This is a genomic window from Alicyclobacillus fastidiosus (genome assembly GCF_026651875.1).
Taxonomy (GTDB): domain Bacteria; phylum Bacillota; class Bacilli; order Alicyclobacillales; family Alicyclobacillaceae; genus Alicyclobacillus; species Alicyclobacillus fastidiosus.
The window spans coordinates 1,930,434-1,954,568 of the sequence record NZ_CP104067.1; the positions used below are offsets into that span (position 1 = coordinate 1,930,434).

21 protein-coding genes and 1 other annotated feature are annotated in these 24,135 nt (G+C 57.0%); of the genes, 17 read left to right on the forward strand and 4 right to left on the reverse strand.

Going from position 1 to position 24,135, the window contains the following annotated elements; translation table 11 throughout:
• Window positions 1-42 precede the first annotated feature (42 nt).
• The 3 genes from NZD89_RS09640 to purK all read left to right on the forward strand — a co-directional run bounded on the left by NZD89_RS09640 (window position 43) and on the right by purK (window position 2,847).
• Window positions 43-1,110: a class I fructose-bisphosphate aldolase gene (locus NZD89_RS09640; protein WP_268007494.1), complete on the forward strand. Its 1,068-nt coding sequence runs from the start codon at window positions 43-45 to the stop codon at window positions 1,108-1,110.
• Window positions 1,111-1,208: 98 nt separating this feature from the next.
• Entirely contained in the window at window positions 1,209-1,676 is a 468-nt protein-coding gene (purE, locus tag NZD89_RS09645; protein WP_268008447.1) for a 5-(carboxyamino)imidazole ribonucleotide mutase, read from the forward strand.
• Window positions 1,666-2,847 (forward strand): 5-(carboxyamino)imidazole ribonucleotide synthase, encoded by a 1,182-nt coding sequence (gene purK, locus NZD89_RS09650; RefSeq protein ID WP_268007495.1) that lies wholly within the window; start codon window positions 1,666-1,668, stop codon window positions 2,845-2,847. The genes purE and purK overlap by 11 nt, the downstream gene beginning before the upstream one ends.
• A gap of 95 nt (window positions 2,848-2,942) precedes the next feature.
• Here the strand turns inward: purK and NZD89_RS09655 are convergent, their stop codons facing one another.
• Together NZD89_RS09655 and NZD89_RS09660 are read right to left on the reverse strand one after the other, a co-directional pair.
• Window positions 2,943-3,074 carry a hypothetical protein gene (locus NZD89_RS09655; protein WP_268007496.1) on the reverse strand — a complete coding sequence of 44 codons (132 nt, stop codon included), beginning with the start codon at window positions 3,072-3,074 and terminating at the stop codon, window positions 2,943-2,945.
• Window positions 3,075-3,282: 208 nt separating this feature from the next.
• A complete protein-coding gene (locus NZD89_RS09660; RefSeq protein ID WP_268007497.1) occupies window positions 3,283-3,942 on the reverse strand; it encodes a sensor histidine kinase in 660 nt (219 codons plus the stop codon).
• Window positions 3,943-4,078: 136 nt separating this feature from the next.
• Window positions 4,079-4,333, forward strand: a binding site (T-box leader).
• Between the two features lie 102 nt (window positions 4,334-4,435).
• On the opposite strand from NZD89_RS09660, the gene pheS reads away from it, so the two are divergent.
• From pheS to NZD89_RS09680, 4 genes are all read left to right on the forward strand, one after another.
• Window positions 4,436-5,470, forward strand: coding sequence for a phenylalanine--tRNA ligase subunit alpha (gene pheS / locus NZD89_RS09665; protein WP_268008448.1), 1,035 nt, complete (start codon window positions 4,436-4,438; stop codon window positions 5,468-5,470).
• Between the two features lie 27 nt (window positions 5,471-5,497).
• Window positions 5,498-7,930 (forward strand): phenylalanine--tRNA ligase subunit beta, encoded by a 2,433-nt coding sequence (gene pheT, locus NZD89_RS09670; protein WP_268007498.1) that lies wholly within the window; start codon window positions 5,498-5,500, stop codon window positions 7,928-7,930.
• A gap of 89 nt (window positions 7,931-8,019) precedes the next feature.
• Window positions 8,020-8,295, forward strand: a complete 276-nt coding sequence (locus NZD89_RS09675; RefSeq protein ID WP_268007499.1) for a cell division protein ZapA — start codon at window positions 8,020-8,022, stop codon at window positions 8,293-8,295.
• Window positions 8,292-8,822, forward strand: a complete 531-nt coding sequence (locus NZD89_RS09680; protein WP_268007500.1) for a CvpA family protein — start codon at window positions 8,292-8,294, stop codon at window positions 8,820-8,822. Before NZD89_RS09675 ends, NZD89_RS09680 begins: the two co-directional genes overlap by 4 nt.
• Window positions 8,823-8,863: 41 nt before the next feature.
• On the opposite strand, the gene NZD89_RS09685 is transcribed toward NZD89_RS09680, so the two are convergent.
• Window positions 8,864-9,214, reverse strand: a complete 351-nt coding sequence (locus tag NZD89_RS09685; RefSeq protein ID WP_268007501.1) for a phage holin family protein — start codon at window positions 9,212-9,214, stop codon at window positions 8,864-8,866.
• A gap of 113 nt (window positions 9,215-9,327) precedes the next feature.
• Between NZD89_RS09685 and NZD89_RS09690 the strand changes: the two genes are divergently transcribed.
• Both NZD89_RS09690 and NZD89_RS09695 read left to right on the forward strand, forming a co-directional pair.
• On the forward strand, window positions 9,328-11,664 hold the full coding sequence (locus NZD89_RS09690) for an endonuclease MutS2 (RefSeq protein ID WP_268007502.1): 2,337 nt from the start codon (window positions 9,328-9,330) through the stop codon (window positions 11,662-11,664).
• Window positions 11,665-11,853: 189 nt separating this feature from the next.
• Entirely contained in the window at window positions 11,854-12,642 is a 789-nt protein-coding gene (locus tag NZD89_RS09695; RefSeq protein ID WP_268007503.1) for an SDR family oxidoreductase, read from the forward strand.
• Window positions 12,643-12,719: 77 nt separating this feature from the next.
• On the opposite strand, the gene NZD89_RS09700 is transcribed toward NZD89_RS09695, so the two are convergent.
• Window positions 12,720-15,662: a transglycosylase domain-containing protein gene (locus NZD89_RS09700; RefSeq protein WP_268007504.1), complete on the reverse strand. Its 2,943-nt coding sequence runs from the start codon at window positions 15,660-15,662 to the stop codon at window positions 12,720-12,722.
• Window positions 15,663-15,881: 219 nt separating this feature from the next.
• Between NZD89_RS09700 and NZD89_RS09705 the strand changes: the two genes are divergently transcribed.
• The 8 genes from NZD89_RS09705 (at window position 15,882) to NZD89_RS09740 (ending at window position 24,109) form a co-directional block, all read left to right on the forward strand.
• Window positions 15,882-16,607 carry a sporulation protein YunB gene (locus tag NZD89_RS09705; protein ID WP_268007505.1) on the forward strand — a complete coding sequence of 242 codons (726 nt, stop codon included), beginning with the start codon at window positions 15,882-15,884 and terminating at the stop codon, window positions 16,605-16,607.
• A 146-nt stretch (window positions 16,608-16,753) separates the two neighbouring features.
• Window positions 16,754-18,703: a methyl-accepting chemotaxis protein gene (locus NZD89_RS09710; RefSeq protein ID WP_268007506.1), complete on the forward strand. Its 1,950-nt coding sequence runs from the start codon at window positions 16,754-16,756 to the stop codon at window positions 18,701-18,703.
• A 219-nt stretch (window positions 18,704-18,922) separates the two neighbouring features.
• Window positions 18,923-20,005 carry a LysM peptidoglycan-binding domain-containing protein gene (locus NZD89_RS09715; protein ID WP_268007507.1) on the forward strand — a complete coding sequence of 361 codons (1,083 nt, stop codon included), beginning with the start codon at window positions 18,923-18,925 and terminating at the stop codon, window positions 20,003-20,005.
• Between the two features lie 3 nt (window positions 20,006-20,008).
• On the forward strand, window positions 20,009-21,004 hold the full coding sequence (locus NZD89_RS09720; protein WP_268007508.1) for a phosphotransferase: 996 nt from the start codon (window positions 20,009-20,011) through the stop codon (window positions 21,002-21,004).
• Between the two features lie 96 nt (window positions 21,005-21,100).
• Window positions 21,101-21,949, forward strand: a complete 849-nt coding sequence (locus NZD89_RS09725; RefSeq protein ID WP_268007509.1) for a nitrilase-related carbon-nitrogen hydrolase — start codon at window positions 21,101-21,103, stop codon at window positions 21,947-21,949.
• Between the two features lie 25 nt (window positions 21,950-21,974).
• The gene (locus tag NZD89_RS09730; RefSeq protein WP_268007511.1) at window positions 21,975-22,826 is read left to right on the forward strand and encodes an NAD+ synthase; all 852 of its coding nucleotides are present in this window, start codon (window positions 21,975-21,977) and stop codon (window positions 22,824-22,826) included.
• A gap of 82 nt (window positions 22,827-22,908) precedes the next feature.
• Window positions 22,909-23,652 carry a YebC/PmpR family DNA-binding transcriptional regulator gene (locus NZD89_RS09735; RefSeq protein ID WP_268007513.1) on the forward strand — a complete coding sequence of 248 codons (744 nt, stop codon included), beginning with the start codon at window positions 22,909-22,911 and terminating at the stop codon, window positions 23,650-23,652.
• A gap of 64 nt (window positions 23,653-23,716) precedes the next feature.
• Complete coding sequence (locus tag NZD89_RS09740) at window positions 23,717-24,109, forward strand: hypothetical protein (RefSeq protein ID WP_268007514.1); 393 nt, start codon at window positions 23,717-23,719, stop codon at window positions 24,107-24,109.
• Window positions 24,110-24,135 lie beyond the last annotated feature (26 nt).

Here is a 24,135-nt window from a genome sequence, read left to right on the forward strand (position 1 = left end):
ATGCAAAATTAAATGCAAAAATTTTGAGGAGTGATATACACCGTGATCGAACAAATCATGCAATATCTCGGCGATGACTCAGATTATCTATTAAACCACAAGTCTACTGGCATTCCGCTGTCGAGCATCACGACGCCCTCTCCGGCGTATGTCGACGACGTGTTTACATATACCAACCGCAACAACCAGGTATTGCGGAGTTTACAATCCCTCTACTCCAATGGCCGCCTCGCGAACACCGGATACGTTTCAATTCTGCCGGTCGACCAGGGGATCGAACACTCCGCAGGCGCTTCGTTTGCGAAAAATCCAGCCTACTTTGACGCCGAGAACATCGTGAAGTTGGCGATTGAAGGCGGCTGTAACGGCGTCGCTTCCACGCTTGGCGTGTTGGCGCTTACGAGCCGTAAGTACGCGCACAAGATCCCATACATCGTGAAAGTGAACCACAACGAAATGCTGACCTATCCAAACAAGTATGACCAGGTCATGTTCGCATCGGTGAAGCAAGCGTGGGATCTGGGGGCTGCCGGCATCGGCGCAACCATCTATTTCGGGTCCCCGGAATCCACCCGCCAACTGCAAGAAGTCAGCGAAGCGTTTAAATTGGCTCACGAGCTGGGGATGTTCACCATTCTCTGGTGTTACCTGCGCAACGAGGCGTTCGTGAAAGACGGTGTCGACTACCACACTGCGGCTGACTTGACGGGACAGGCCAACCACATTGGCGTGACCATCGAAGCGGACATCATCAAACAGAAGCTGCCGACGGTCAACGGGGGCTATACGGCTTTGAACATGGGTCAAAGCAGCTACGGCAAGACGGACAAGCGCATCTACACGGAACTGACGACTGATCACCCAATCGACCTCACACGCTACCAAGTAGCGAACTGCTACATGGGCAAAATCGGCCTCATTAGCTCCGGTGGCGCATCTGGCGAAAACGACTTCGCAGAGGCTGTGAAGACGGCTGTCATCAACAAGCGCGCAGGCGGTATGGGCCTCATCTCCGGCCGCAAGGCGTTCCAACGCCCGATGGACGAGGGTGTAAAGCTTCTTAACGCCATTCAGGACGTCTACCTGTGCGAAGACGTCACATTGGCATAACCGATGCGAAGCACCCTTCGGGGTGCTTTTTGAATTTTGAGATACGTTTTAGTTCAGGAAGGGGAAACGCTGTGACAAAGCCAGTAGTGGGCGTCATCATGGGAAGTCAGTCGGATTGGGACACCATGGTGCACGCATGCGAGGTGCTGGACGAGCTGCAGGTGCCATACGAGAAAAAAGTCGTGTCTGCACACCGCACGCCCGACTATATGTTTGAATACGCACAAACGGCCCGGGCACGCGGATTGCAGGTGATCATCGCCGGCGCGGGTGGGGCAGCTCACCTCCCCGGTATGGTGGCGTCGAAGACGGACTTACCGGTCATTGGCGTGCCCGTGAAGACCTCATCATTACAGGGGCTGGAGTCGTTGTTGTCCATCGTTCAAATGCCAGGCGGCGTGCCGGTGGCCACGATGGCGATTGGACGAGCGGGTGCGACGAATGCCGCTCTGTTCGCTGCGCGCTTGTTGGCCATCTCTGACGATGCGCTGGCAACTCGGTACGCCGCGCGGCGCGAAGCCATCGAGCGCTCTGTGCTGGACGGAGGTGAGCCGGGTGTCTCATGATGCGAGGAAAGCGCGTGCTCCGTCCGTCATCCTGCCGCCTGCGACGATTGGGATATTGGGTGGCGGTCAGCTCGGTCGGATGATGGCGCTCGACGGCAGGAAATTGGGGTATCGGTTTACAGTTCTCGATCCCACGCCGGACTGCCCCACTTCCCACGTGGCGGACGAGCAGGTGGTCGCCGATTTTTCCGACGTGGAGGCGGCGCGTAGGCTCGCGGAATCGTCGGATGTGGTGACGTACGAGTTCGAGAACGTGGACGCCGACGTGGCCAAGGCCTTGGAAACGTTTAGTCGGGTTCCACAGGGCAGTTCGCTCTTGGCAACGACCCAGCATCGCGTCCGCGAGAAGTCGACCTTGCGAGAGGCGGGCATCCCTGTCACGCCGTTCGTTCCGATTTCATCACTCGCCGATATCGATTTGGCCATCGAGACGCTTGGGTCGAAACTGGTCGTGAAGACGTGCCGCGGTGGGTATGACGGAAAAGGGCAGTGGATGGTTCGGTCGGCCGCAGACGTGGAGGCGTATCGAGGCGCTTTTGAGGATATCCTCGCTGCGGGCGGGAGCGACGAAGTGGCCCCGCTCATCGCCGAGCAGTTTGTCCCATTTCACGGCGAAATATCGGTCGTCGTTGCGAGAAATGCCCGTGGGGACATCAAAGCATTTCCACCGTCGGAGAACATCCACGTCAATCACATCTTGCACCTGTCGATTGTGCCCGCGCGGTACCCGGTTGCGGTTTTGGACAGAGCCGTCAAGCTCGCGCATCAAATCGCGAGTTGCATGGAGATTGTGGGACTGATTGCCGTAGAGATGTTTGTGACCGAAGCGGGCGAGCTATTCGTCAACGAGCTCGCCCCACGACCGCACAACAGCGGCCATTACACGATGGACGCCTGTGTGACCAGCCAGTTTGAACAACACATTCGGGCCATCTGCAACCTGCCCCTCGGGGACGTGCAGTTGTTGACGCCCGTCGTCATGGTCAATGTGCTAGGCCAACACGTGGATGGCGTGTTGACGCGGCTGTCGACGCTGCCCGGTAACGTCAAGGTGCACTTTTACGGCAAAGCCTCCTCGCGTGTCGATAGGAAAATGGGCCATCTCAACATTTTGTGCGACGACGTCGACGACGCCCTATCCTGGATTGACGAGCAGGGCATTTGGTCGTAATCCGGGAAGGTCTCGCCGGCTTTCGCACTTCACCGACTACAAGAGCAAAGAGGCGGCACAAACAGTTTCGTGCCGCCTCTTTTTTATGCTGTGGATCAATACACGCCTGGGGCTGCGACAGCGCCGCCCGCGACTGCACCATACGCGGGGACGAGCAAGAAGAACAGGACGAAGATGATCAAGAACACGACCGCCCATTGTGTGTAACCACCGAATACACCGTACATGTGAACGCCTCCTCGCAGTCTTTTTCGGCGGGGAGCCCGCCGAGCACACTGTAGCGTATGTGCCCGGTTTCCGGGCATCCACGATATTCACCCATCTTTCGGCCAATCCTCGAAAGTTGGGTATGCGCCGTGGCGAACGAAAGGAGTCGCGCCGCAGAGTTGGTGTCGCCGCAGAGGATGCAGCGCGGATTCTCGTCTCGCGTTCAATTTACGCCTGTGGAATGTTGACGGTCACCGTCGTGCCGCGGCTGTCCGCGGAGTCCACCGACAGGGTGCCACCGAGGAGTTCCGCGCGCTCGCGAAGGCCGATGAGACCATAGCAACCGCTGGGGACGTCGGCGGGGCGAAAGCCGATGCCGTTGTCCGATACGGAAATGCGCCATGTGTCGTTTGCGTAGACGAACTTCACCTGGATTTGGCTGGCACCCGCGTGTTTGTGGACGTTGTGGAGCATCTCTGTGACCATTCGGTACACGATGACTTGCTTGGCTGGGCTCAGGCGAAGGTACGCCGCGTCGTCCGATTCGACTTGTATGCGGCAGTTCCACTCGCGTGCAAATCGCTGACACAACTCCCGCGTGGCGGAGATGACGCCGACCTCGTCTACCGCCATCGGCCGCAGGTCGTAAATCAACCTGCGAATCTCGTTTACCGCTTGTAGGATGCCGTGATTGACTTTGTCGATCTCGCGATTCGCAAGCTCCGGACGGCTGATGAGCAGGCGCTGAATGAGATTGAGTCGCATGCTGAGGTTTGTGAGCGCTTGCGCAGGCCCGTCGTGCAGGTCGCGGGCGATGCGGCGGCGTTCTTCTTCGACGAGGCGAATGGCGTGATCGATGGAGTCGTAGATAGGCAACTTGTCGGTCACCCTCTGGCCACCTCCATTGTCCGAATCAAATCATCTTTGTACAATTTTACTACAGGTTGGGTCGAGCGGAACAAGTTCTTGTTTGTTGAGTTGCGCGAACTGCAACATTTGCGTATACTCTGAAACGAAAATGATATTCGTGGCGTCGAAGAGGCGAGTAGAGCAGGCTAATCCCACAGGGAGGTGCACCTTGACTGGAAGTGCACCGGATGAAACTGGTTGAAGTTCCCCTCTGAGCCGCAAGGTTGAACCGGTGAGTGGTGGTTTGGTTCGAGCAAAAGCCCATTCACGCGCGCGTAGACCTTGCCGGATGATACATCCGTTATCTCTTTGAGTCGGACGGCTACAGGCCGTCAATTAGGGTGGTACCGCGAGCAACCTCGTCCCTACGGAGGGGGGTTGCTCTTTTTATTTTCTTCCAATGCACCAGGTCAGGCCATAGCATTCGGAATTCCCGATTCACGATGGAGGGGCGTCAATGGATTTACACGCGTTGAAACAAGAACTGGAAACCCTGCACGGCAAAGCGCTGCAGGAACTTGGCGATGTACAAGACACCAAGCGCTTGGGGGATTGGCGCGTCACATACCTCGGCAAGAAGAGCGAGTTGACGACGCTGTCGAAACAGATGGGGCAATTGGACGCAGAATCCCGCCCCGCCTATGGGCAGATGTTAAATGAGCTTCGACAGGCCTTGGAGGGCGCTTTTGCGACGACGAAGGCGACCATCGAAGAGGCGGAGCAAAACGCTCGCCTGGCGTCCGAGACCATCGATATCACGCTGCCCGGTCGGGCGATTGAGGTCGGCGCCGTTCATCCCATCTCCGAGGTCGTTCGGGAAATCGAGGACGTCTTTCTCGGAATGGGGTTCTCAATTGTGGACGGTCCCGAGGTGGAGACCGACCATTATAACTTTGAAATGCTCAACCTCCCGAAAGACCACCCGGCCAGAGACATGCAGGACACCTTTTACATCACCGAGGAACTTCTCTTGCGTACGCACACGTCGCCCATGCAAGTGCGAACGATGGAGCGGATGCATCCGCACGTGCCGATCAAGGTGCTCGTGCCAGGGCGCGTCTATCGACGTGACGAGGATGACGCGACACACTCGCACGCGTTCACGCAAATCGAGGGTCTCGTCGTCGACAAGGGTATTCGCATGAGTGACCTTAAAGGCGTGCTCGAAGCGTTTGCGAAGGCGCTGTTCGGCGAGCATCAGCGGGTGCGGCTGCGTCCGAGTTACTTCCCCTTTACCGAGCCCAGTGCCGAAGTCGATCTCGTCTGTGTCCACTGTCAAGGCAGCGGTTGCCGCGTGTGCAAGGAGACGGGGTGGATCGAGATTCTCGGGTCTGGCATGGTCCATCCGCGCGTACTCGACATGGCTGGCTACGACAGTGAAATCTATAGCGGTTTCGCGTTTGGCATGGGCCCCGAACGCATTGCCATGCTGAAGTACGGCATCACCGATATCCGTCAGCTATACCAAAACGACCTCCGCTTGCTGCGTCAATTTGCGGGTGTGTAACGAAGACGAAAGGGCAGGGATGATAGCGTGAAAGTATCCTATAAGTGGTTGAGTGAGTATGTGGATCTCCGTGCCATTTCACCGCAGCAACTGGCGGAGAAACTGACGAGTGGCGGATTGGCGGTCGATGGGGTAGAGCCTCGCAATCAGGGCGTCACCGGGGTGGTCGTCGGCGTGGTTCAGGAGATGGAGCGACATCCGGACGCGGATCGGTTGAATGTCTGCCAGGTGGATGCGGGCCAAGGAGAACTTCTCCAAATCGTCTGTGGTGCACAAAACGTCAAGCCTGGTATCAAGGTGCCTGTCGCCCTTGTTGGTGCGAAGTTGCCTGGTGACAAGGAAATTAAGCGCGCGAAGCTCCGTGGCGTCGCCTCCAGCGGAATGCTGTGCTCCGCCTCGGAAATCGGCCTCGACACCCGGTTGTTGCCGCAGAGTCAGACGAGCGGCCTCTACATTTTGCCGGATGACGCAGTGATCGGTACTGATATCGTCGAAGTGTTGCATCTAGACGACTTTATTCTGGACGTCGACTTGACGCCCAATCGCAGCGACTGTCTTTCCGTGCGCGGTCTCGCCTATGAGATTGCTGCTCTCTTGGGTACCAATACCACATTTCCGAGCGAGGTCAGCCTGCAACTGCCGGATGCACCTTCTCCAGTTCGCGTTCAGCTCGAGAGTGAGCGCTGTGTTCGCTACGATGCACTGGTGCTTGGTAACGTAGGTTCCGTACCATCACCGCTTTGGATGCAAATGCGGCTCATGGCGATGGGCGTTCGCCCCATCGACGTCATTGTCGACGTGACGAACTACGTGATGCTCGAATGGGGACAACCTCTGCACGCGTTTGACGCGGGTACGATTGCAGAATCCACCATTGTCGTGCGCCAGGCGCGGCCCGGGGAAACACTGATCACGCTGGACGGGGTCGAGCGCCATCTGGATGAAGATATGCTCGTCATCGCAGATCCTGTCAAGGCGATTGGACTTGCCGGCGTGATGGGCGGGGCAAATAGTGAGATCTCCCTTGGCACGACGAGCGTCGTGATCGAGTCGGCGCGGTTCGATGCGCCGTCGACGCGCCGCACGGGTCAAAAGCTAGGCCTTCGTTCTGAGGCGCAACAGAGGTTCGAAAAGGGGATAGATCCAGCTGCGGTCCGCAATGCCCTTCTGCGTGCGACGCAACTTCTGATCGAACTCGCAGGTGGACAGGTGTCGGGCGGCGTGGCTACCGCGCAACGCGATGTCGGGGCAAGTACGCTCTCGCGCGTGGTGAAGTTTTCGCCGAGCCGTTGTCGGGATTTACTCGGCTGCGACATCCCGGACGAGGTCATGCGCGATTTGTTCCGAAACCTCGGTTTCACGGTGACCTTGGAGGGCGCAGAGTGGGCTGTCAACGTTCCCTCGCGCCGGCCCGACATCTCGCTGCAGGCGGACTTGGTGGAGGAGATCGCCCGCCTTTACGGATACGATAACATCCCGTCAACATTGCCGACGGGACCGGTGACCACGGCTGCGCGAGACGCTCGTCAGCGCTTGCTCGAACACGTGCGAAATGCCCTGGTGACCCGTGGCATGTACGAGGTTCGGACTTACGCGTTCACCTCTCCAGAAGTATATGAGGCGCTAGGTCTAGAGGAAGGTCATCCGCTTCGCAAGATGATCCCGCTCGCCTATCCGATGTCGGATGAGCGTCGGGTCCTGCGCACGCACATGCTGCCGAGCCTCGGTGAAGTCGCGCGTCATAATCTGTCGCACCGCGTCGATGGCGGAGCCATCTTCGAATTTGGACGCTGTTACGAGGCGCGGGAGTGGCCCATTCAAACCCAGCCGCGCGAGCGCGAAGTCATCGCTATGATGTGGTTTGGCTCCGTACCCGACAGTTTGTACGAACGCGCACGCGCCTACGATTTCTTCGACGCTAAAGGCGCCATCGAGCAGCTCGTGACCGGACTTGGCATCGCGGTACAATATGAGCGCGCGCAGGTGTCGTGGTTACACCCAGGGCGTTCAGCCGCCATTTCGTCAAACGGTGTCGTGATCGGTTACGTGGGAGAAATCCATCCGTCGACTGCGGCCGCGTACGATTTGCAAACGAGCGTGTACGCGGAATTGGACGTGGAGATGCTGCTCCAACAACGGCCGGGCGCGGCTACGGTAGAAGCCTTGCCGCGCTTCCCTGGTGCGCGGCGCGATTTGGCCCTGTTGGTCAACAAAGACGTGCTGGTCGGGCAGATGCTCAACGAGATCAGTAAGGTTTCACAGGTACACGAAATTCTCCGTTCAGCGCGCGTCTTTGACGTGTACGCAGGACAGGGTGTGGCTGCGGATCAAAAGAGCGTGGCCTTGGCGCTCCACTTTGGTGCCAATGAGCGGACGCTGACGGATGCGGAAATGGAAGAGGTTGTACAGGACGTTATAGCGTCTCTGCAAGACAAGTTTGACGCGCGCCTTCGCGCGTGATGAATTGGTCCTGCATACTGCACGGGGTGGGCAGGAATCCAGGCGTATCACATGGAATAAGGGCGTAAGGTCGTCTAGGGGGGAGCGCGATGGACAACGTTTCAGTCAATCGGGTGCGAGTGACCATTCACGGAATGGATTATACCCTGAAAGGCACCGCCCCGACCTCGCACCTAAATTCGGTTGCCAATACGGTGGATAAAATGATGACCGAGATTTCCAGTACATCCACCTATATGGATGAACGGCGTGTCGCCGTGCTGACCGCGCTCAACCTGGCGGACGAACTCGAACGCTTGAAGCAGGAATACCAAGAGTTGCTCAGTCTGCTAGATGACAAAACACGAGGTGACGGTTCTCCTTGAGAGGTTTGGACGTACTGGATTTAATTTTCCTGGCCATCATTGTCCTGGGAGGGATGAACGGGTATCGCCTTGGCTTCGTGCGCCAGGTGACGCGACTGTTCGGCGCCGTAATCGCCTATTTTGTATCGTATTGGCTTCGGCCCTACGTCGCACCGGTCATCCAAAACTTGCATTTGTTCTCACAGTCAAAGCAATCGACTGCCGTCGACTTCTTATTGGGGGATGTGTCCGGCGCCCTCGCGTTTGGGTTGGTCTTTGTCGTGACATTCTTGCTACTTCGCTATGCTGCGGGGTTGCTCGACGCCTTGTTTCGGTTACCCGTCTTGTCGTTTCTCAATCGGATGATCGGATTGGTCGCAGGGGTTGCGTTGGCAGTCGTGTTCGTGTTCGTGGTCGCTTTGATTCTGCACTATGTCAACACGCCGTGGATTCAAACCCAAATGAACCACTCAGGCTTAGTGCACTGGATCACGGCGGACCGTTTACAGACGCCCGACGTAAGCAAGGTGTTAAATCGAACTGCATAATCAGAATCACTGAGTCGGGTTAGAACCCGACTCAGTTTTCATTAGGTGCGATCGCCTGTCTTTCGCAAGTTGGTCGGAACGAACAAATCGATGATACCAATTACCAAGGACGCGAGCAGGGCTCCGAGAATGCTTGTACGCATGCCAGGTACAAACAATTGTGCGATGTAAATTACGATGGCACCAGAGATAAATCCCATGATGCCGCGACCGTATGGCGAGACGCGACGGCCAAAAACGGCTTCCATCGCCCAGCCGAGTAAGGCGATGACGACGGCTGCCAAGATGGCGGACCAGAATCCCATGACGCCGAATCCAGGTACGATGTAACCCACGAGCATCAGGACGAGCGCAGACACGACAAAGCGGATGATGGTACCGAGAATGTGCATCTGATAAATCCCCTCCTACGCATGGTCTGTCATCTAGACTGTCCTTCCTGTAACAAGCCAATGTGGTACAATGAATGGGAATTTTTGAACTTTCCTCGAGCGGAGTGCGATATATGTTAGAGCGGTCTTTGCGAGCTCTAGAATACGAATACATTCAAGAACAAATTGCACAGTTTGCCATGTCGTCATTGGGTAAAACAGCGGCATTGCAGATGCGGCCATTCGCAAATCAGGCGGATGCGGAGTTGGAGTTGGAAGCGGTAGACGAATGCCTGCGCTGTATTTTGCGCGCGGGCGCCCCGCCGTTCGGCGGTATCACGGACATCACCTCAGACCTGCGCCGAGCCCAGGTGGGCGGTACGCTGTCCGCGGACAGGCTGCTTGCGGTCGCACAGTTGATCCACGGTGGCCGCGCGTTTCGTCAGTACGTCGATCGCACACTGGAATTGGTCGAGTTGGTGCGCCTGCCCAAGTTGCTTGAGCAGATGGTCGATGCAAGGCGGACGGAGCAGGAAATTCGCTTTGCGATCGACGACGACGGTCAGGTGATGGACAACGCGAGCCCGACCCTTCACCGGCTTCGCGGCGAGCGCCGACGGGCGGAAGGCGAAGTGAAGACGGTACTGGATCGGCTGTTGAGAGCGAACCAGAAATTGCTGCAGGAACCCATCGTCGCCATGCGTGGGTCGTATTTTTGCCTGGCCGTGCGAGTTGAACACAAAAACCAAATTCGCGGCATCGTCAGAGACGTCTCGTCATCCGGATCTACGGTGTACATCGAGCCGCAAGCCGTGGTGGACATCAGCAATAAGGTGCGGGAGATAGAACTTCTCGAGGAACGCGAAATCGAACGAATTCTGCTTGAACTCTCGCAGGTGGTCGCCGCGGTGGCCGAAGAACTGCGAGTCAACGTGGACGTGTTGCAGACCGTGGATTTATGGTTTGCGAAAGCAGCTTACGCCAGGGCGACGGATGCCAAGCGGCCAGCACTGACACAAGGGGTTTGGCGCGTGCTGGGTGCGCGACATCCGCAATTGAGCCGCGACGCCGTGCCCGTTCACGTGACGCTCGGCGAATCGTTTCATCTGCTGATTGTGACAGGTCCCAATACCGGTGGTAAAACCGTTACGCTGAAGACCATCGGATTGTTGACGTTGATGGCCATGTCCGGTTGCTTTTTGCCCACCGAACGGGAGAGCGAAATTGGCTTTTGCTCCGACATCTTTGTCGATATCGGCGATGAGCAGAGTATTGAACAGAGTCTGTCTACATTTTCGTCACACATGAAGAACATCATTCAGATGCTCTCGTCCGTGCGACGAGACAGCCTCGTCCTATTGGATGAGTTGGGTGCAGGGACGGATCCTGCCGAGGGTTCAGCGCTTGCTATTGCGATTTTAAATCGGCTCTCTGCGGTCGGTTGCCGCGTCATCGCAACGACTCACTACGCCGAGCTCAAAGGTTATGCATTTCACAACGAAGACGCCATGAACGCCAGTATGGAATTTGACGTCGAGAGCTTGCGGCCGACTTATCGCCTCCTCGTCGGCGTGCCAGGGCGGTCGAACGCGCTCGCCATCGCGTCGCGGCTGGGGTTGCCGCAGGATATTCTGGATGAGGCCCGCGTGCACGTCGCAGAGACGGACGTACACGTGGAGGCGCTCATTGGCAAGTTGGAAGAGGCGAGACGCGAGGCGGAGATAGCAGAGCGGGAGGCTCAGGCAGAGCGTGAGGCGACAGAGCGCCTCCGCCGCGCTTGGGAAGAAAAATCCGGGCGACTGGACGCCGAGGTGGAAGCGATTCGCACCCGGGCTCGAAAAGAGGCAACCGCGCTCGTGGAAAATGCGCAACAGGAGAGCGAGAAGATCATCCAAGAGCTTCGAAGCATGAGGTCTACCGCAGGCGTCAAGGACCATCAACTCGTAGATCTGCGCAAATCGCTCGAGGGCCTCGTGCCAGAACAACAGCCTACGGCTCGCGGTAAGTCGACCAAGCCGAAATCTCGGTTAACTGTGGGCTCCCGAGTTCGCGTGATGTCGCTGGGACAAAAGGGCGATATCGTGGACGTCTCCAGCGATGGTTTGTCGGCGACGGTGCAATTGGGCCTGATGCGGATGAAAGTCGGCGCGGGCGACCTCGAAATCTTGCAAGAGAAGCGTGAAGAGCAGACGGTACGCCACACCCGCCAAGGTATGGCCAAAGACATCCGCATGGAGCTTGACGTCCGCGGCGAAACCGCAGAGGACGCATTGTTGCGCATCGACAAATACCTGGACGATGCAGTCGTCACGGGCCTGGCGCGCGTGGTCATCATTCACGGCAAAGGGACTGGCGCCCTGCGAAATGCCATTCGGCGTCACTTGCAGCACCACCCGCAAGTGAAGTCGAGCGTGCCGGGCGGTCAAGGAGAGGGTGGTGACGGGGCGACGGTGGTCACGGTTCGAGTCTAATCGGTCCGTGATCCGCCTCACCTCGCACGAAAATCGGTTTAGGCAGAACTCTTCTGGTCTATGGGCTGGTATTTGCGTCTAATATAGAATTAGAATATTCCTACATTCATTTTGCGTCGCAAGATGAAGAATCAATTCGAAACCAGTTAAAAGTTGGTCAAGCTCAAATAGATAAAGGAGGGTTTGAGAGTGGATTTGGGATTAAAACAGAAGTCGGTCCTGGTGACCGCCGGCAGTCGGGGACTTGGATTCGCATCCGCACGGATGTACGCCTTGGAAGGTGCTAAGGTGACGATTGCGAGCCGAAACGAGGAGGCGCTTGCGCGCGCGGCACAAGCCATTGAGTCGCAAAGCGGGCAGGCGGTCAATGTCGTTCGCATGGATGTCAACCGGCCCGACGACATTGCGCGCACCGTGGAGGCCGCAGAGGAATACGGAAACGGTTTAGACGTTCTCATTTGCAACGCGGGGGGACCGCCCAAGGGTTCCTTTTTACAGTTGGACGACAGTACGTGGTATCAGGCGTTCGAGCAAAATTTAATGTCGGTGGTACGGCTGACGCGCGCCGCCGTCCCTCATTTGCGCAGGTCGGGAACCGGTCGTATCGTCACCATTACGTCGACGTCGCTCAAACAGCCGATTCCAGGCCTGGTTCTCTCGAATACGATGCGCACCGGCGTGTGGGGGCTCACGAAGACGCTGAGCGAGGAACTCGCCCCCTACGGCATTCTCGTGAATGCGATAGGGCCCGGGAGAATTGCGACGGATCGGGTGCAGGAGTTGGACAGACTCGCAGCAGAAAAGGGCGACGTCGACGTGTCGGAGATTGAGCGCAGGGAGACGTCGCAGATTCCCCTCGGCCGCTATGGGCAACCTGAGGAGTTTGCCCGCGCCGTGTTGTTTTTGGGTTCTCCCGCGAACTCGTACATCACCGGGCAAGCCTTAATGGTCGACGGGGGACTCGTGAAGGCGCTCTAAGCACTGCGGCGTTTGACATACGAGATAAAAAAAGACACCCAGAGCGGGTGTCTTTTGCCGTTGTAGGCTTGGCTCGATTATTTCATGATGCCGACGCCAGGCATCCAATCGACCTTGGGGGACGTCGAATTTCTGGGATGCGTGTCGCCTGTCGTCTCACCCGTGGATGTGTTGTTCGCACTGTTGCCTGACCCGGTCGATCCGCCCCCAGTTCCAGCACCGGTGGAATTGGTGCCATTCCCTGTGGGCGGTGTACTGCTGCCTGTTCCGTTCCCCGTCGTGTTACCGCCACCACCACCGGAAGGTGGCGTGATTTGCGCTGGCAACTGGATGCCAAATGGAGTTGAGGCGTCCGACATGGCGTTATTGGACTGGGCATAAATGACGTAATACACGACGTCGGCTCCCTTCGGCAAGTGGCTGTCTGTGAACGACGTGGCCGACGTATTGCCAACTTCGACGTAGGATCCGTTCGCGCTGGTCGACCGGTAGATGGCGTAATGCAATGCCGAGGTCACCGGCTTCCAGGACAGGACCACACTTGTACCCTGAATGTGGCCCTGGATTTGCGACGGCGCAGCGAGTTGAGCCGGGCTCGTACTGGCCGTATTCCCGGCGTCCAGCACCTGGCCACCGCGCGGGTCCGCTTGCGTTGGCAACAGGTAAGGCGTCTGGAACGTTTCACCGCCCACGACCTTATGAGCCTGGTCTGGCACCGCCGGCAATTTAATGAACACGCCGGTCCGGACGTCTTGCGGCGGCGTATTTGTGGTGGCGAGATACTTTACTCCGCCGATCACCACGTATTTGGCGATGACGTTCACGGAATCCTGTTGCGTCGGTTGGGTGCCATCGATAAAGGGCTCCGTCTCAATTGTGCCGTGGGCAGTCGAGAGTGCGGTCGGCAACTGGCCGCTAATACTGCTGACGCTCTCCGTTACGACGTTCGCCGGGCGCTGCCACGGTGTCGTCGCAGGAGATTGCTTGAGAATCGGGCGCATGATGTCCGACCAGACGCTAAATTTCAGGTTGTACACGGACGGGGAGATGGATTCGTGATGGTTGTATCCCATCCAGATGCCCGCCGTGTATTGTTTCGTGTAGCCGACAAACCATCCGTCTGTCAGATTGTCGGTGGTCCCTGTCTTGCCGGAGATGTACTGGCCAGGGAACTGCGACCCAACGGCGACGGCGGTGCCCTGTGCGCTGTACAGCACGTCATGAAGCATGTCCGTGACGATGTAGGCCGTGGCAGGGGAAAACACCTGCGACGTCTTTGGATGCGCAGTGTAAATGGTGCGGCCGGTTTGATCATCAATGCTTTGGATCATGTAGCCTTGATGCCACACCCCTTGATTTGCGAACGTGGTGTACGCACTCGTCATCTGCTCCACCGTGGCGCCGTTGTCGAGACCGCCGATGGCGGACGACAAGTGGTTGGCGTCATCGGCAACGATGGTCGGGTTGCCGTACAGCGTTTTGTCGTTCGGCGAAAGCCCCATCTTATCCAGGTAAGAAAAGCCGACTTGTGGCGTCAACTCTTCGAGAATGTCGATGGCGGGCACGTTGCGCGACTGTGCCAAGGCATCGCGGGCAGACATCAGGCCGACAAAGTCGTCCTCGTCGTCCTGCGGATTCCAGTCCCCGCTTGGCAGGCTGAAGTGCGTCGGCGCGTCGTACAAGGGCGTTGCCGCGGTAATCAACCTTTGGTCGATGGCGGGTCCGTAATCGAGCAGCGGCTTGATGGAGGAACCTGGTTGACGGGCGAGATCGGCGTGGTCATAGCTATCCTTCAGGTAATCGCGGCCACCGCCCACGGCCACAATTGCGCCGGTCTGGTTGTCGATGATGGTGACACCGGCCTCGTACAAATCGGTAGTCGTTTGACCATTTGGGGATTTGTACGTCTTGTCGGTGCCATTAAACAAGGTTGCATTTTGCAGGACGTTTTCCACGTCGTCCTGCTTTTTCAAGTCGATGGTTGTATGAATCTGCAGCCCAGCGGTGGGGAGTGCCGATTCCGCGTCTGTGGCGTTGCCGTATACGCCTGCCTGCACGAGTGCGGAGATGACGCGCGGTTTGATCTCATCCAACATCAGATAGGGATGAGCGGGCAGCCCTACCGTCGGAGCCTTGTGCACATCTTTTAAGATATTAAAATGGATGGCTTGGTCGTACGCACTTTGTGAAATCATGTGGTTTTCAAGCATTTGTTGAAGGATATAATGCTGGCGTGCAACCGTGTGTTTCGGGAACTGATATGGCGAAAAATAGGACGGGTTGTTCGGAATCGCAGCCAAAAATGCGGCCTCCGGCAACGTCAGGTTCTTCGGATCTTTTTGAAATATGATTTCAGAGGCACGTTTTACGCCATACACCGGGTCCGTGCCCAATCGGCCCATGTAAACCCAGTTCATATAATCGGTCATGATTTCGTCCTTGGACAATTCATGGTTGACCTCAAGCGCCAGTGCAATTTCTTGAACCTTCCGGCGAACCGTGCGCTCCTGCTGTGGAAATACCGCCAACTTCACGGTTTGTTGTGTGATGGTACTGGCGCCGCTCTCGATCTTGTGGCCGAGGACGTCTTGCACCACTGCGCGCCCCATCGACAGTGGATTTACCCCGATATTTGTAAAGAACGTCTTGTCTTCTCCTGCCACGAATGAATTCACCAAGGCGGTCGAAACTTGTTGGATAGACGAAATGGGTTGGCGGTCGCCGTCGCCTTTAAAGCTGCCAATCACCTTGCCATTGGCATCGTAAACGATGGAAGCCGCTCGGTTGTTTTGGAATGTTGAAGCGTTTACGTGTGGTAGACCCTTGAGCATGGACGAGACGTAGCCGGCACCTGTCGCTACTCCAAGGACAACCAGACTGCCGAGCCCAAACATCGTTACCTTGGCCGTCGTCCAAATGGGATGTCGCTTTCGCCCTTCGGCCCGAGCTGCGTTTGCACGCGCTGCGGCCTTGGTATCTTGGTTTTTGTTTATGATCTTTGGCCCTTGCTCTTTGCCCATGGTTTTCCTCCCCTCCGTCGGGAAGATTATAGCATACCCCTAAGATTGACAGACGAGCGCTTTCTACGGTTATATTGGTTCAATTTTCACAACTCATACGGTACCTTAAAAGCGGTGAAACGTCGGTTTGAGAGAGATGTGTAGGACGGGATTTTTACGCGCTCGTTTTCATGTGTGCCTCTTTTTCTGCGTAGGATGACAGAAAGGGAGGAAGGACAAGTGGCCCAACGTTTTCGATCCCGCCCATCGCCCACATGGCGCCAAGGCAGCAGGCGATTGCGCATCTTTCGCCGGAGTTGGGGGCTGCGCGCACTCATCGCAGCGTGCCTCTTGGTGATGGGTGCGTTCGTTTTAGATATGAAACTGCGCCCCGTCGTCACGACAGCTGCTGGCGCATTGGCGCACCGGGTGGGGGCGCAGGCCTTAGGGGAGGCGTTGACAGAGGAGATATCGTCATTTCCAGAGGATGACAAACTCGTCGAGACGTCGATTCAAAAGGAAAATGGCGGTCTCACAGTGACTCGTTTGAACTTGCCCCTCTTGACCACACTGCAGGGGCAAGCCACCGCCCGCGCGCAACTTCACCTCCAAGCTCTGTCCAAACAAACCATTCGCTTGCCGGTGATGCACGTGTTGAGTGGATCGTTGTTGTCGCGCTCCACGTTGACCATCCCCGTCAAGATCTCCATCCTCGGCACGGCGCACTCGAACATCGAGACGGAGGTCGAGACGAAGGGCGTCAATCAGGTGGTTCATATCGTCTACCTTCATTTAACCGCCGACGTGATGGTGTTGACGCCGTTTGTGTCGTCGCCGACCGTCATCGAGACGCGAGCTCCAATCGCCTATTTGGTGATGAATGGCCCCGTTCCGAACGCCTACTATGGAACAGGTAACACAGATCGTTCTTACCCGCCCTCTTCGGCAGGAAAGGCAAAACCTTGAGATTGTCCCCTTGTAAGCGTCCGGTTTCGTCAAAATAGAGGATCAATTCCCAGCAATCGCGCTTCTTCGACAGGATTTTCTTCCTGTGATGAAGAATTGAAATCGACAGAAAGATTACAAAGGTATTGCATGGGGAGGCAACTCAATTGAACGACCAGTACGACAACGACGAACAACCAGTGCGTGAGCTGGACGACGTAAGTGCAACTGACTCGGTTCGAGAGGGCCAGGAGGGTGAAACAGAGGCGTTTGGCTTCGGTGAAACTTCGATTGCCATCGAGGAAGTCACTGCGGCGAGCGACGAAGTGTCCGCCGCGTTGGCGAGTGACGCGTTGGCAGGTGCGTTTGCGGCGCGCGCAGAGACTGCGGTCAAGCAACCTGTCGGCATGAAACGGTATCTATCCATTCGTTGGAAGGTAGGCGGTTCGTTTGCCATCGTCCTCCTGATGACCATCATCATTGGGATTGTTGCAGTACTGCGCCTCGTGTCGCTGCAGAATCAGGTGCAGACGTTGGCGAATCAAAACCTTCAGGTCGTGCAGCAATCCAATGCGTTGGAGCAGGAGTTGCTGACGCTGCAGGTGGACGTACGAGGCTATTTGATCACGGGCAATTCGCAGTTGATGTCGGATTACAACGATATCACGAGCAAGTATTTGGACTCATTTACGGCACTTAGCAACTTATTGAAATCCGATCCGACTGCACAGGCGGATCTGCGTCAGACCCAAAGTGGGTTTACAGACTACGTCAACTACGCAGACGGACTTGTCAACCTTCGCAACAGCGGACAAGGCGCTGCCGCCATTGAGCAAGAATCGGCCGGCGAGGGCGATGCGGCATCGAGCAAGGCTAATACAGGCTTGAACAACATCGTCTCGCAGTCGCAGACCTCCGCTGATCAAACCGCACAGAAGTTAAAGATGACGGTTGACGAGACGATGATCGTCCTCGGCATCCTCACTGCCATCGCCATCGTCGTGGGCCTCTTGGCGGGGATTCCGGCGACGATGAGCACGCCGCGAAACATCAATCGAGTGACGCGGATTCTCAAGGAGATCGCTTCTGCGGGAGGCGACTTGACGAAGCGCATCGACGGCGTGAAAAGCCACGACGAAGTCGCTATGCTCGCGCAAGCCACCAATGACCTCCTCGCCTCGATTTCGGGCCTGGTCTCCAATATCGGTCGGTACTCCGACACACTGGCTGCCAGCGCGGAGCAGATGACGGCGAGCACTGATGAAACGGCGCGCGCGGTCAACGAAATTGCGACGACCGCAGGGGATTTTGCGGGGGTCAGCGAACAGGCGGTCGCCGCGTTGGACGAGCTGAATGGGGCGCTCGTCTCCATTCAGAATCACGGGAACGATACGGCGGCTCGGGCCGATAATGTCGCGAGTGCGGTTCAGAATGTCTCCGAGACGACAGAGCGCGGACGCGAGCTCGTTGAGCAGGCGCAAAGCTCGATGCAGTCGATGCAAGAGATGACGGAGCGCGCACACGCAAGCGTAAAGGATTTGAGCGAGTCGTCGGAAGCTATCGCCAATATCCTCGGAACCATTCGCACAATTGCTGAGGAAACCAATTTGCTGGCGCTCAACGCGTCGATTGAAGCCGCCCGAGCGGGAGAAGCGGGTCGCGGGTTTGCAGTCGTCGCGCAAGAGGTGCGCAAACTCGCCGAACAAAGTCGTGAAGCGACGGCGCGCATCAACGAGATCATCGGCCGCAGCTTAGACCTGGTCGCTCAGGTGAGCTCGGCGATGGCTGAGGGCGTACAGGCGGTGCAGGGCGGCCGACAGGCATTTGAGCGGACGCAGAGTGCATTTCTCGACATCCGTTTTGCTGTCGAGGAAGTGGTGCCGTCTACGGTGGACATTGTGGAACGTACAGTCACGCAAAAAGATCTCATTAACTCGAGCCAAGAGCGGATTCGAAGATTGAATGAGTTGATGGAGCAGGTGGCGGCGGGATCGCAAAACAACGCTGCAAGCAGTGAAGAGACGTTGGCGACGGTCGAAGAAATCGCGGCATCGTCTCACGAACTGGCGGAGATCGCGCAGTCTCTGCAAAACGCGGTTGGTCGTTTCCAGGTGTGAGGCCTAGGCGCATCGTCTGGTAAATCGACCTGGTGTAAGTGAATCCGTCCGCGCGGTGCACGAAAACGGTGCATCGCGCGGACGGATTTTTTGTGCGCATGTACGGGCTTTCGCGCGCCCGAATTGTCCCTTTTTCCGCCAACTCGTGCCACACCATAGGCGTTTGCATATACTGTCGCAGCGGCCAGGGTTTCATGGTTCTATCAAGGAGGTATTGGCTTGAAAAAGTATGTCATTCAGCCTGGAGATACACTCTATCATATCAGTCAGCGAACCGGTGTACGAGTGCCTTTATTACTTGCGTCCAATCCGCAACTTCAGAATCCAGGGCAGCTCATGGTTGGAACGACCATCGTCATTCCGGAGCTCGGAAAGCCGGCCAAGAGCAAAGCGGCGAAGTCGTCGTCGGGCAAGCGGGTGAAGGTTCCGCCATACTTTGGCTTCGTGTGGCCGCATCAAGTAGCTGAGGGCGACACGTGGGATGCTATCGCACAGAAGTACGGCGTCAAGTTGGAACAATTACACCACGTCAATCCTGAGGCCGCACAGGCAGGCCAACTGACGGTCGGGCATGTGGTCTATGTGCCTACGGCAGCGTTGAAGTTACCGAATCGTTCGGAGGGGACGGGCGCGCCAGCGGGTGCGATGCAGTATCCAGGAACACCGATGATACCTTTGGATGGGGGGCCATATGGGTATCCTTATCCGACTGGCCAACCCGCGCCTGGCGGGATGCCGTATGTGCCTGGCCAGTCGATGGCTCCTGGCATGCCTTATGTACCCGGTTCCGAAAGCGCTGGCGCGCAGTACCCTGGCGGTTTGATGACAGGCGGTTTTGCGCCCGGCGGAGTGGGTCAGGGGAATACTCCGTATCCTACGTATCCATATGACGGGATGGCACCGTACCAGATGGGGCAGCCGATGGCCGGAGGAATGCCTGCCACGGCGACAGAATACCCGGCGGCGGACGGACTCTACGGTCCGCATACACATTATCCATATCGGCCGAACGAGGGAGTGGGGACGGCGTACGTGGCGCCGGGCGCTCAACAGGCTGAATGGTTTGTCGATGGCGAGAGTTCCTCCAGTTTGTCGTCGTGGGAATTGCCTGACGACGGTGCGATGTTGCGGGCGGCAGACTCTGGAGCGAACAGCGCAGAGAGCACGGAAGCCGGGCAGCAAGTCGGCGCGGTAATCGGAGAACACGACATGCGCGGTGCGGGGACGGACGACTCCGCTAACAGTGACGACGAAGACGGTTGGTCTGGCACGCTGACTGTGCGCCTCGACGGGGACGTGTGATTCATGTCTGCGCGGGAGCATCTCGTGCTTGCATTTCGTCGCGCGTATGGCGTCGAAGTGAAATCGCTGGTTCGTCGGCGAACGGTGGTCGGCGTGGTAGGGGAGGATGGGAGTCATTATATATGGAAACCTCTCACTGCGCGCGACGACGAGACGCGTCTTTGTGCCTTGGCGGATTTGGGGCCCGTATTTGAGGCTGCGGGAACAGAAGCTGCCCTCCCGTTGCCGACTCGTTCGGGGGGTTACGTCCTTGAGGTCGGAGGTGGGCTTCAGTCCGGATATCTGCAAAAGTGGGTGACCGGTCGGCACGTCGACGCGTCTTCTCTGCGCGAGCGCCACGCAGTGCTTACCTCGCTCGGGAGCGTGCACCGACGGAGTCAAGATTGCGGCTTTCCCGCGTGGTCTACATTGCAGCGCGGCACCTTGCTACACAAGTTGCGTTTGAAAGAACGGGCGGTCTCGCGCATCTGGGCGCCCGCCGAAGCGGCCTGCCCCGCATTGCGGGGGTGGAAGGCGCGGGCGGAGGGTCAGATGCGATATGTGTTGCGCCGATATGCGGCGTACCTGGCAGACAATCGGGACGACGTTCAACACATCTTCGCGTTTTGCCATCGCGATTTGGCGCCCCACAACGTGATGTACCAAGGTGGCGATGCGGTCGCGTGGATCGATTTCGATCACGCCAACTACGACGACATGCTCCATGACCCGATGCAATTTATCAGCCACTGTACGTTTCTCGCACAAATGTCTGCCGAGGAATACTACGCCTTGCATCAACGCTACGTCGCATCCGCAAAGTTGACTGCCACCCAGGCGTCTATCCTCTGGATCTTGACGATGTGGCCCGACATTCTCGTGCGAACGCTGATTGAGTGGACGCGGGCCGGGTGTAAGGAAGAAGGTCTAACGAGGGTACACTACGCTTTGACATGTGAGCGCCGTAAGCTTGTGTACCGCTCGAAGCTAGGTCTCAATGTGGAGAGGCTCGATGCATGACGAGCCTCTTTTGCATTCCTACCACCCGAATGTATACTGAACAAGGACTTATAAGACGGTTTGTGTCGCCATTTATGGATATTGGAGGAGTTGTGTGTGTCGCACGTTCAGACTATTGCCGTCGCGCAAATTTCGCCTAAGTTAGGCGATGTTGCAGCCAATCTAACGGTACACCATCGATACATAGAGCGGGCTAAGGAGCAGGGTGCACAGGTCGTCGTGTTTCCGGAGCTCGGTTTGACAGGCTATCTGTTGCAGGATTTGACGCTGGAGGTCGCCCGTCGTTTGGACGACCCGGATATTGCCTCCATTGTCGAAGCGAGTTCGGACATCGATATCGTCTTTAGCTTCGTGGAGGAGAGCTCTGAGCACTTTTTTTACATCTCGAGTGTGTACGCGTCACAGGGTCAAGTGGTTCACGTACACCGAAAGGCTTATTTGCCAACGTACGGGATGTTCGACGAAAGGCGATATGTCACTCAAGGCAGCCGAGTGGAACCGTTCACCGCGCGCGAGTCGACAGCGGGCATGATGATTTGTGAAGACGCATGGCACGTGTCCATGCCGTACCTCCTCACGATGCAGGGTGCGACTGCGTTGTATGTTCCGGCGTCCAGTCCAGGGCGCAACGTCATGGATGAACACGATTTTGGATCGCACACGTTCTGGCGGCAACTCCTGCAGATGTACGCGCAGCTGTTCGGCGTTCACGTGGTGTTTGCCAACCGCGTGGGGTACGAGGACGGGGTTCACTTTTACGGCGGCTCTGGGGTAGTTGGCCCGGATGGACGGTGGATTGCGCAAGCGGGTGTCGGACAAGAAGAACTGCTCGTCGCGCGCGTCGACGTTCGCGATGTGCGACGTGCGCGCTATACCACACCGCTTCTTCGAGACGAACGACTGGAAATCATGGAACGGCATCTGCCATTCATCGATAGAGACTAAAGCTACATTTGGCGAGGTGAGAAAAGTGAAACCAGAAATGGAACAGGCCCTGCGCGTCAATGCGCCGTTTGCCACGAGCGTGCTGGAGGGATTTATTCGAGAAGAGGTACACAAAGTCGGATTTAAACGCGTGCTGTTCGGGTTGTCCGGCGGGATAGACTCGGCGCTATCCGCATATCTCGCGACGCGCGCGCTTGGCAAGGAATCGATTCACGCGGTGCTGATGCCGTATCGGACGAGCAGTCAGTCCAGTCTTGACGACGCCATGGAGGTCGTGCGAGATTTAGAAATTCCCTACACGGTCGTCGATATCTCCGGCCCCGTCGACGCTTATTTCGAGACGATGGACAAAGCGCTTGGGGAGCGAGCCAGCAATTTGCGGCGGGGGAATCGGATGGCGCGCGAGCGCATGGTGACGTTGTACGACTTGTCCGCAGCGCAGAACGCGCTGGTGGTGGGCACGAGCAACAAGACGGAACTGCTGCTCGGCTATGGAACTCAATTCGGCGACATGGCGAGTGCGCTGAACCCGATTGGCGACCTGTACAAGTCGCAGGTTAGACAGATCTCGAGATATGTCGGCGTGCCAAATAGCATTCTCGACAAAGCGCCAAGTGCCGATTTGTGGGTGGATCAGACGGACGAGAAGGAACTCGGGTTCACCTATGATGACGCCGACGAGATTCTCTTTCAGTGGGTCGACTTGCGCCTGTCGCCGGGGGAAATTGTGGAACGAGGCTACGACGAGGCGCTTGTGAAGCACATCGTCACTCGCGTTCAACGTAACCACTATAAGCGGCGACTTCCAATCATTGCAAAAATATCCAGTCGAACAATCGGGATCGACTTCCGGTACTCACGCGATTGGGGAGTGTGAGTTGTCCAAATGAGGGCGTGCATCGGGGTGCATCCTCCTTTATGATGAACGGAAACGATGGGAAAAAGGTTGGGGAGAAAACATGTCAGGTCACTCAAAATGGCATAATATTCAACGCCGGAAAGGCAAACAGGATGCGGTTCGGGGCCAATTGTTCACTAAATTATCGCGAGACGTGTACCTCGCGGCTAAGGAAGGCGGGGGCAACCCCGATACAAACTTTCGCCTCAAGGTTGCGATTGAGCGGGCGAAACAAAGTAATCTCCCAGCAGACAACATTGCACGAACCATTGCCAAGGCAACTGGCTCTCTCGAGGGTGTCACGTACGAGGAGATTCAGTATGAGGGCTACGCGCCACACGGCGTCGCGGTGCTCATTGACATCGTGACCGACAATCGCAATCGGACCGCAGCCGACGTCCGTCACATCTTTAAGAAGCGTGGCGGGAACCTCGCTGAATCCGGAGCCGTCGCCTGGATGTTTACGCGCACGGGTCAAATCTCCGTTGAGCGGGCACGCGTAGCGGACGCCGAGACGTTTATGTTAGAGGTCATCGAGGCGGGGGCAGACGATGTCGAAGAGTCGGATGACGCGTTCCTCATCACGACCTCTGTCGAGGCGTTTCGGAGCGTGCGCACGGCCATTGAATCGATGGGCGTAGAGTACGAAGATGCAGAGCTCACGTATGTTCCTTCCACGACCGTGGAGGTTGCAGGAGAAGCGGCAGATGATGTGTTTAACTTGATCGAGGCGCTAGAAGCACATGACGACGTCCAGACCGTTTATTACAACGCTGTGACGCCTGACGATGAAGAAGGCGCGTAAGATTGCATAACTTCTATCTGCGTGCACACATTAAGTGTAACGTCGTAACCAAGAGGTGAGAGCGTTGCAAGCACGCAACCTGATATATACGATTCCCGTCAGCGCAGTCCGCTGTGCGGCAATCTGTTTTGCGGCCGTCGTCACCTTTGCGCTCCTCTCGTTGATGCGCGTGTCCGTCGCTTATGCGGACGTGCCAGCCGCCAGCGATTTTGGGCAAGGGGCCGCCATGGTGACCCACGGCTCGAAATCGATGCAAGCTGCACTCTTTGTGACGGAAGGCACGAGCGGACAATTTGAGGTGGTCGAGCAACCCATCGTCGACGATGCGGTTGCCGCATTTGCAGGAGAGCACCCTGCCTGGCATTTGAACGTCGCTTTGACGTGGTATTTTATGGAACCTGTGTACGAAAAGAATACGTCAACGGCGAATGATTTCGACGGTCGACAACAAGTGTAATCGTGATGAGCCTTCTGCAAACCGAC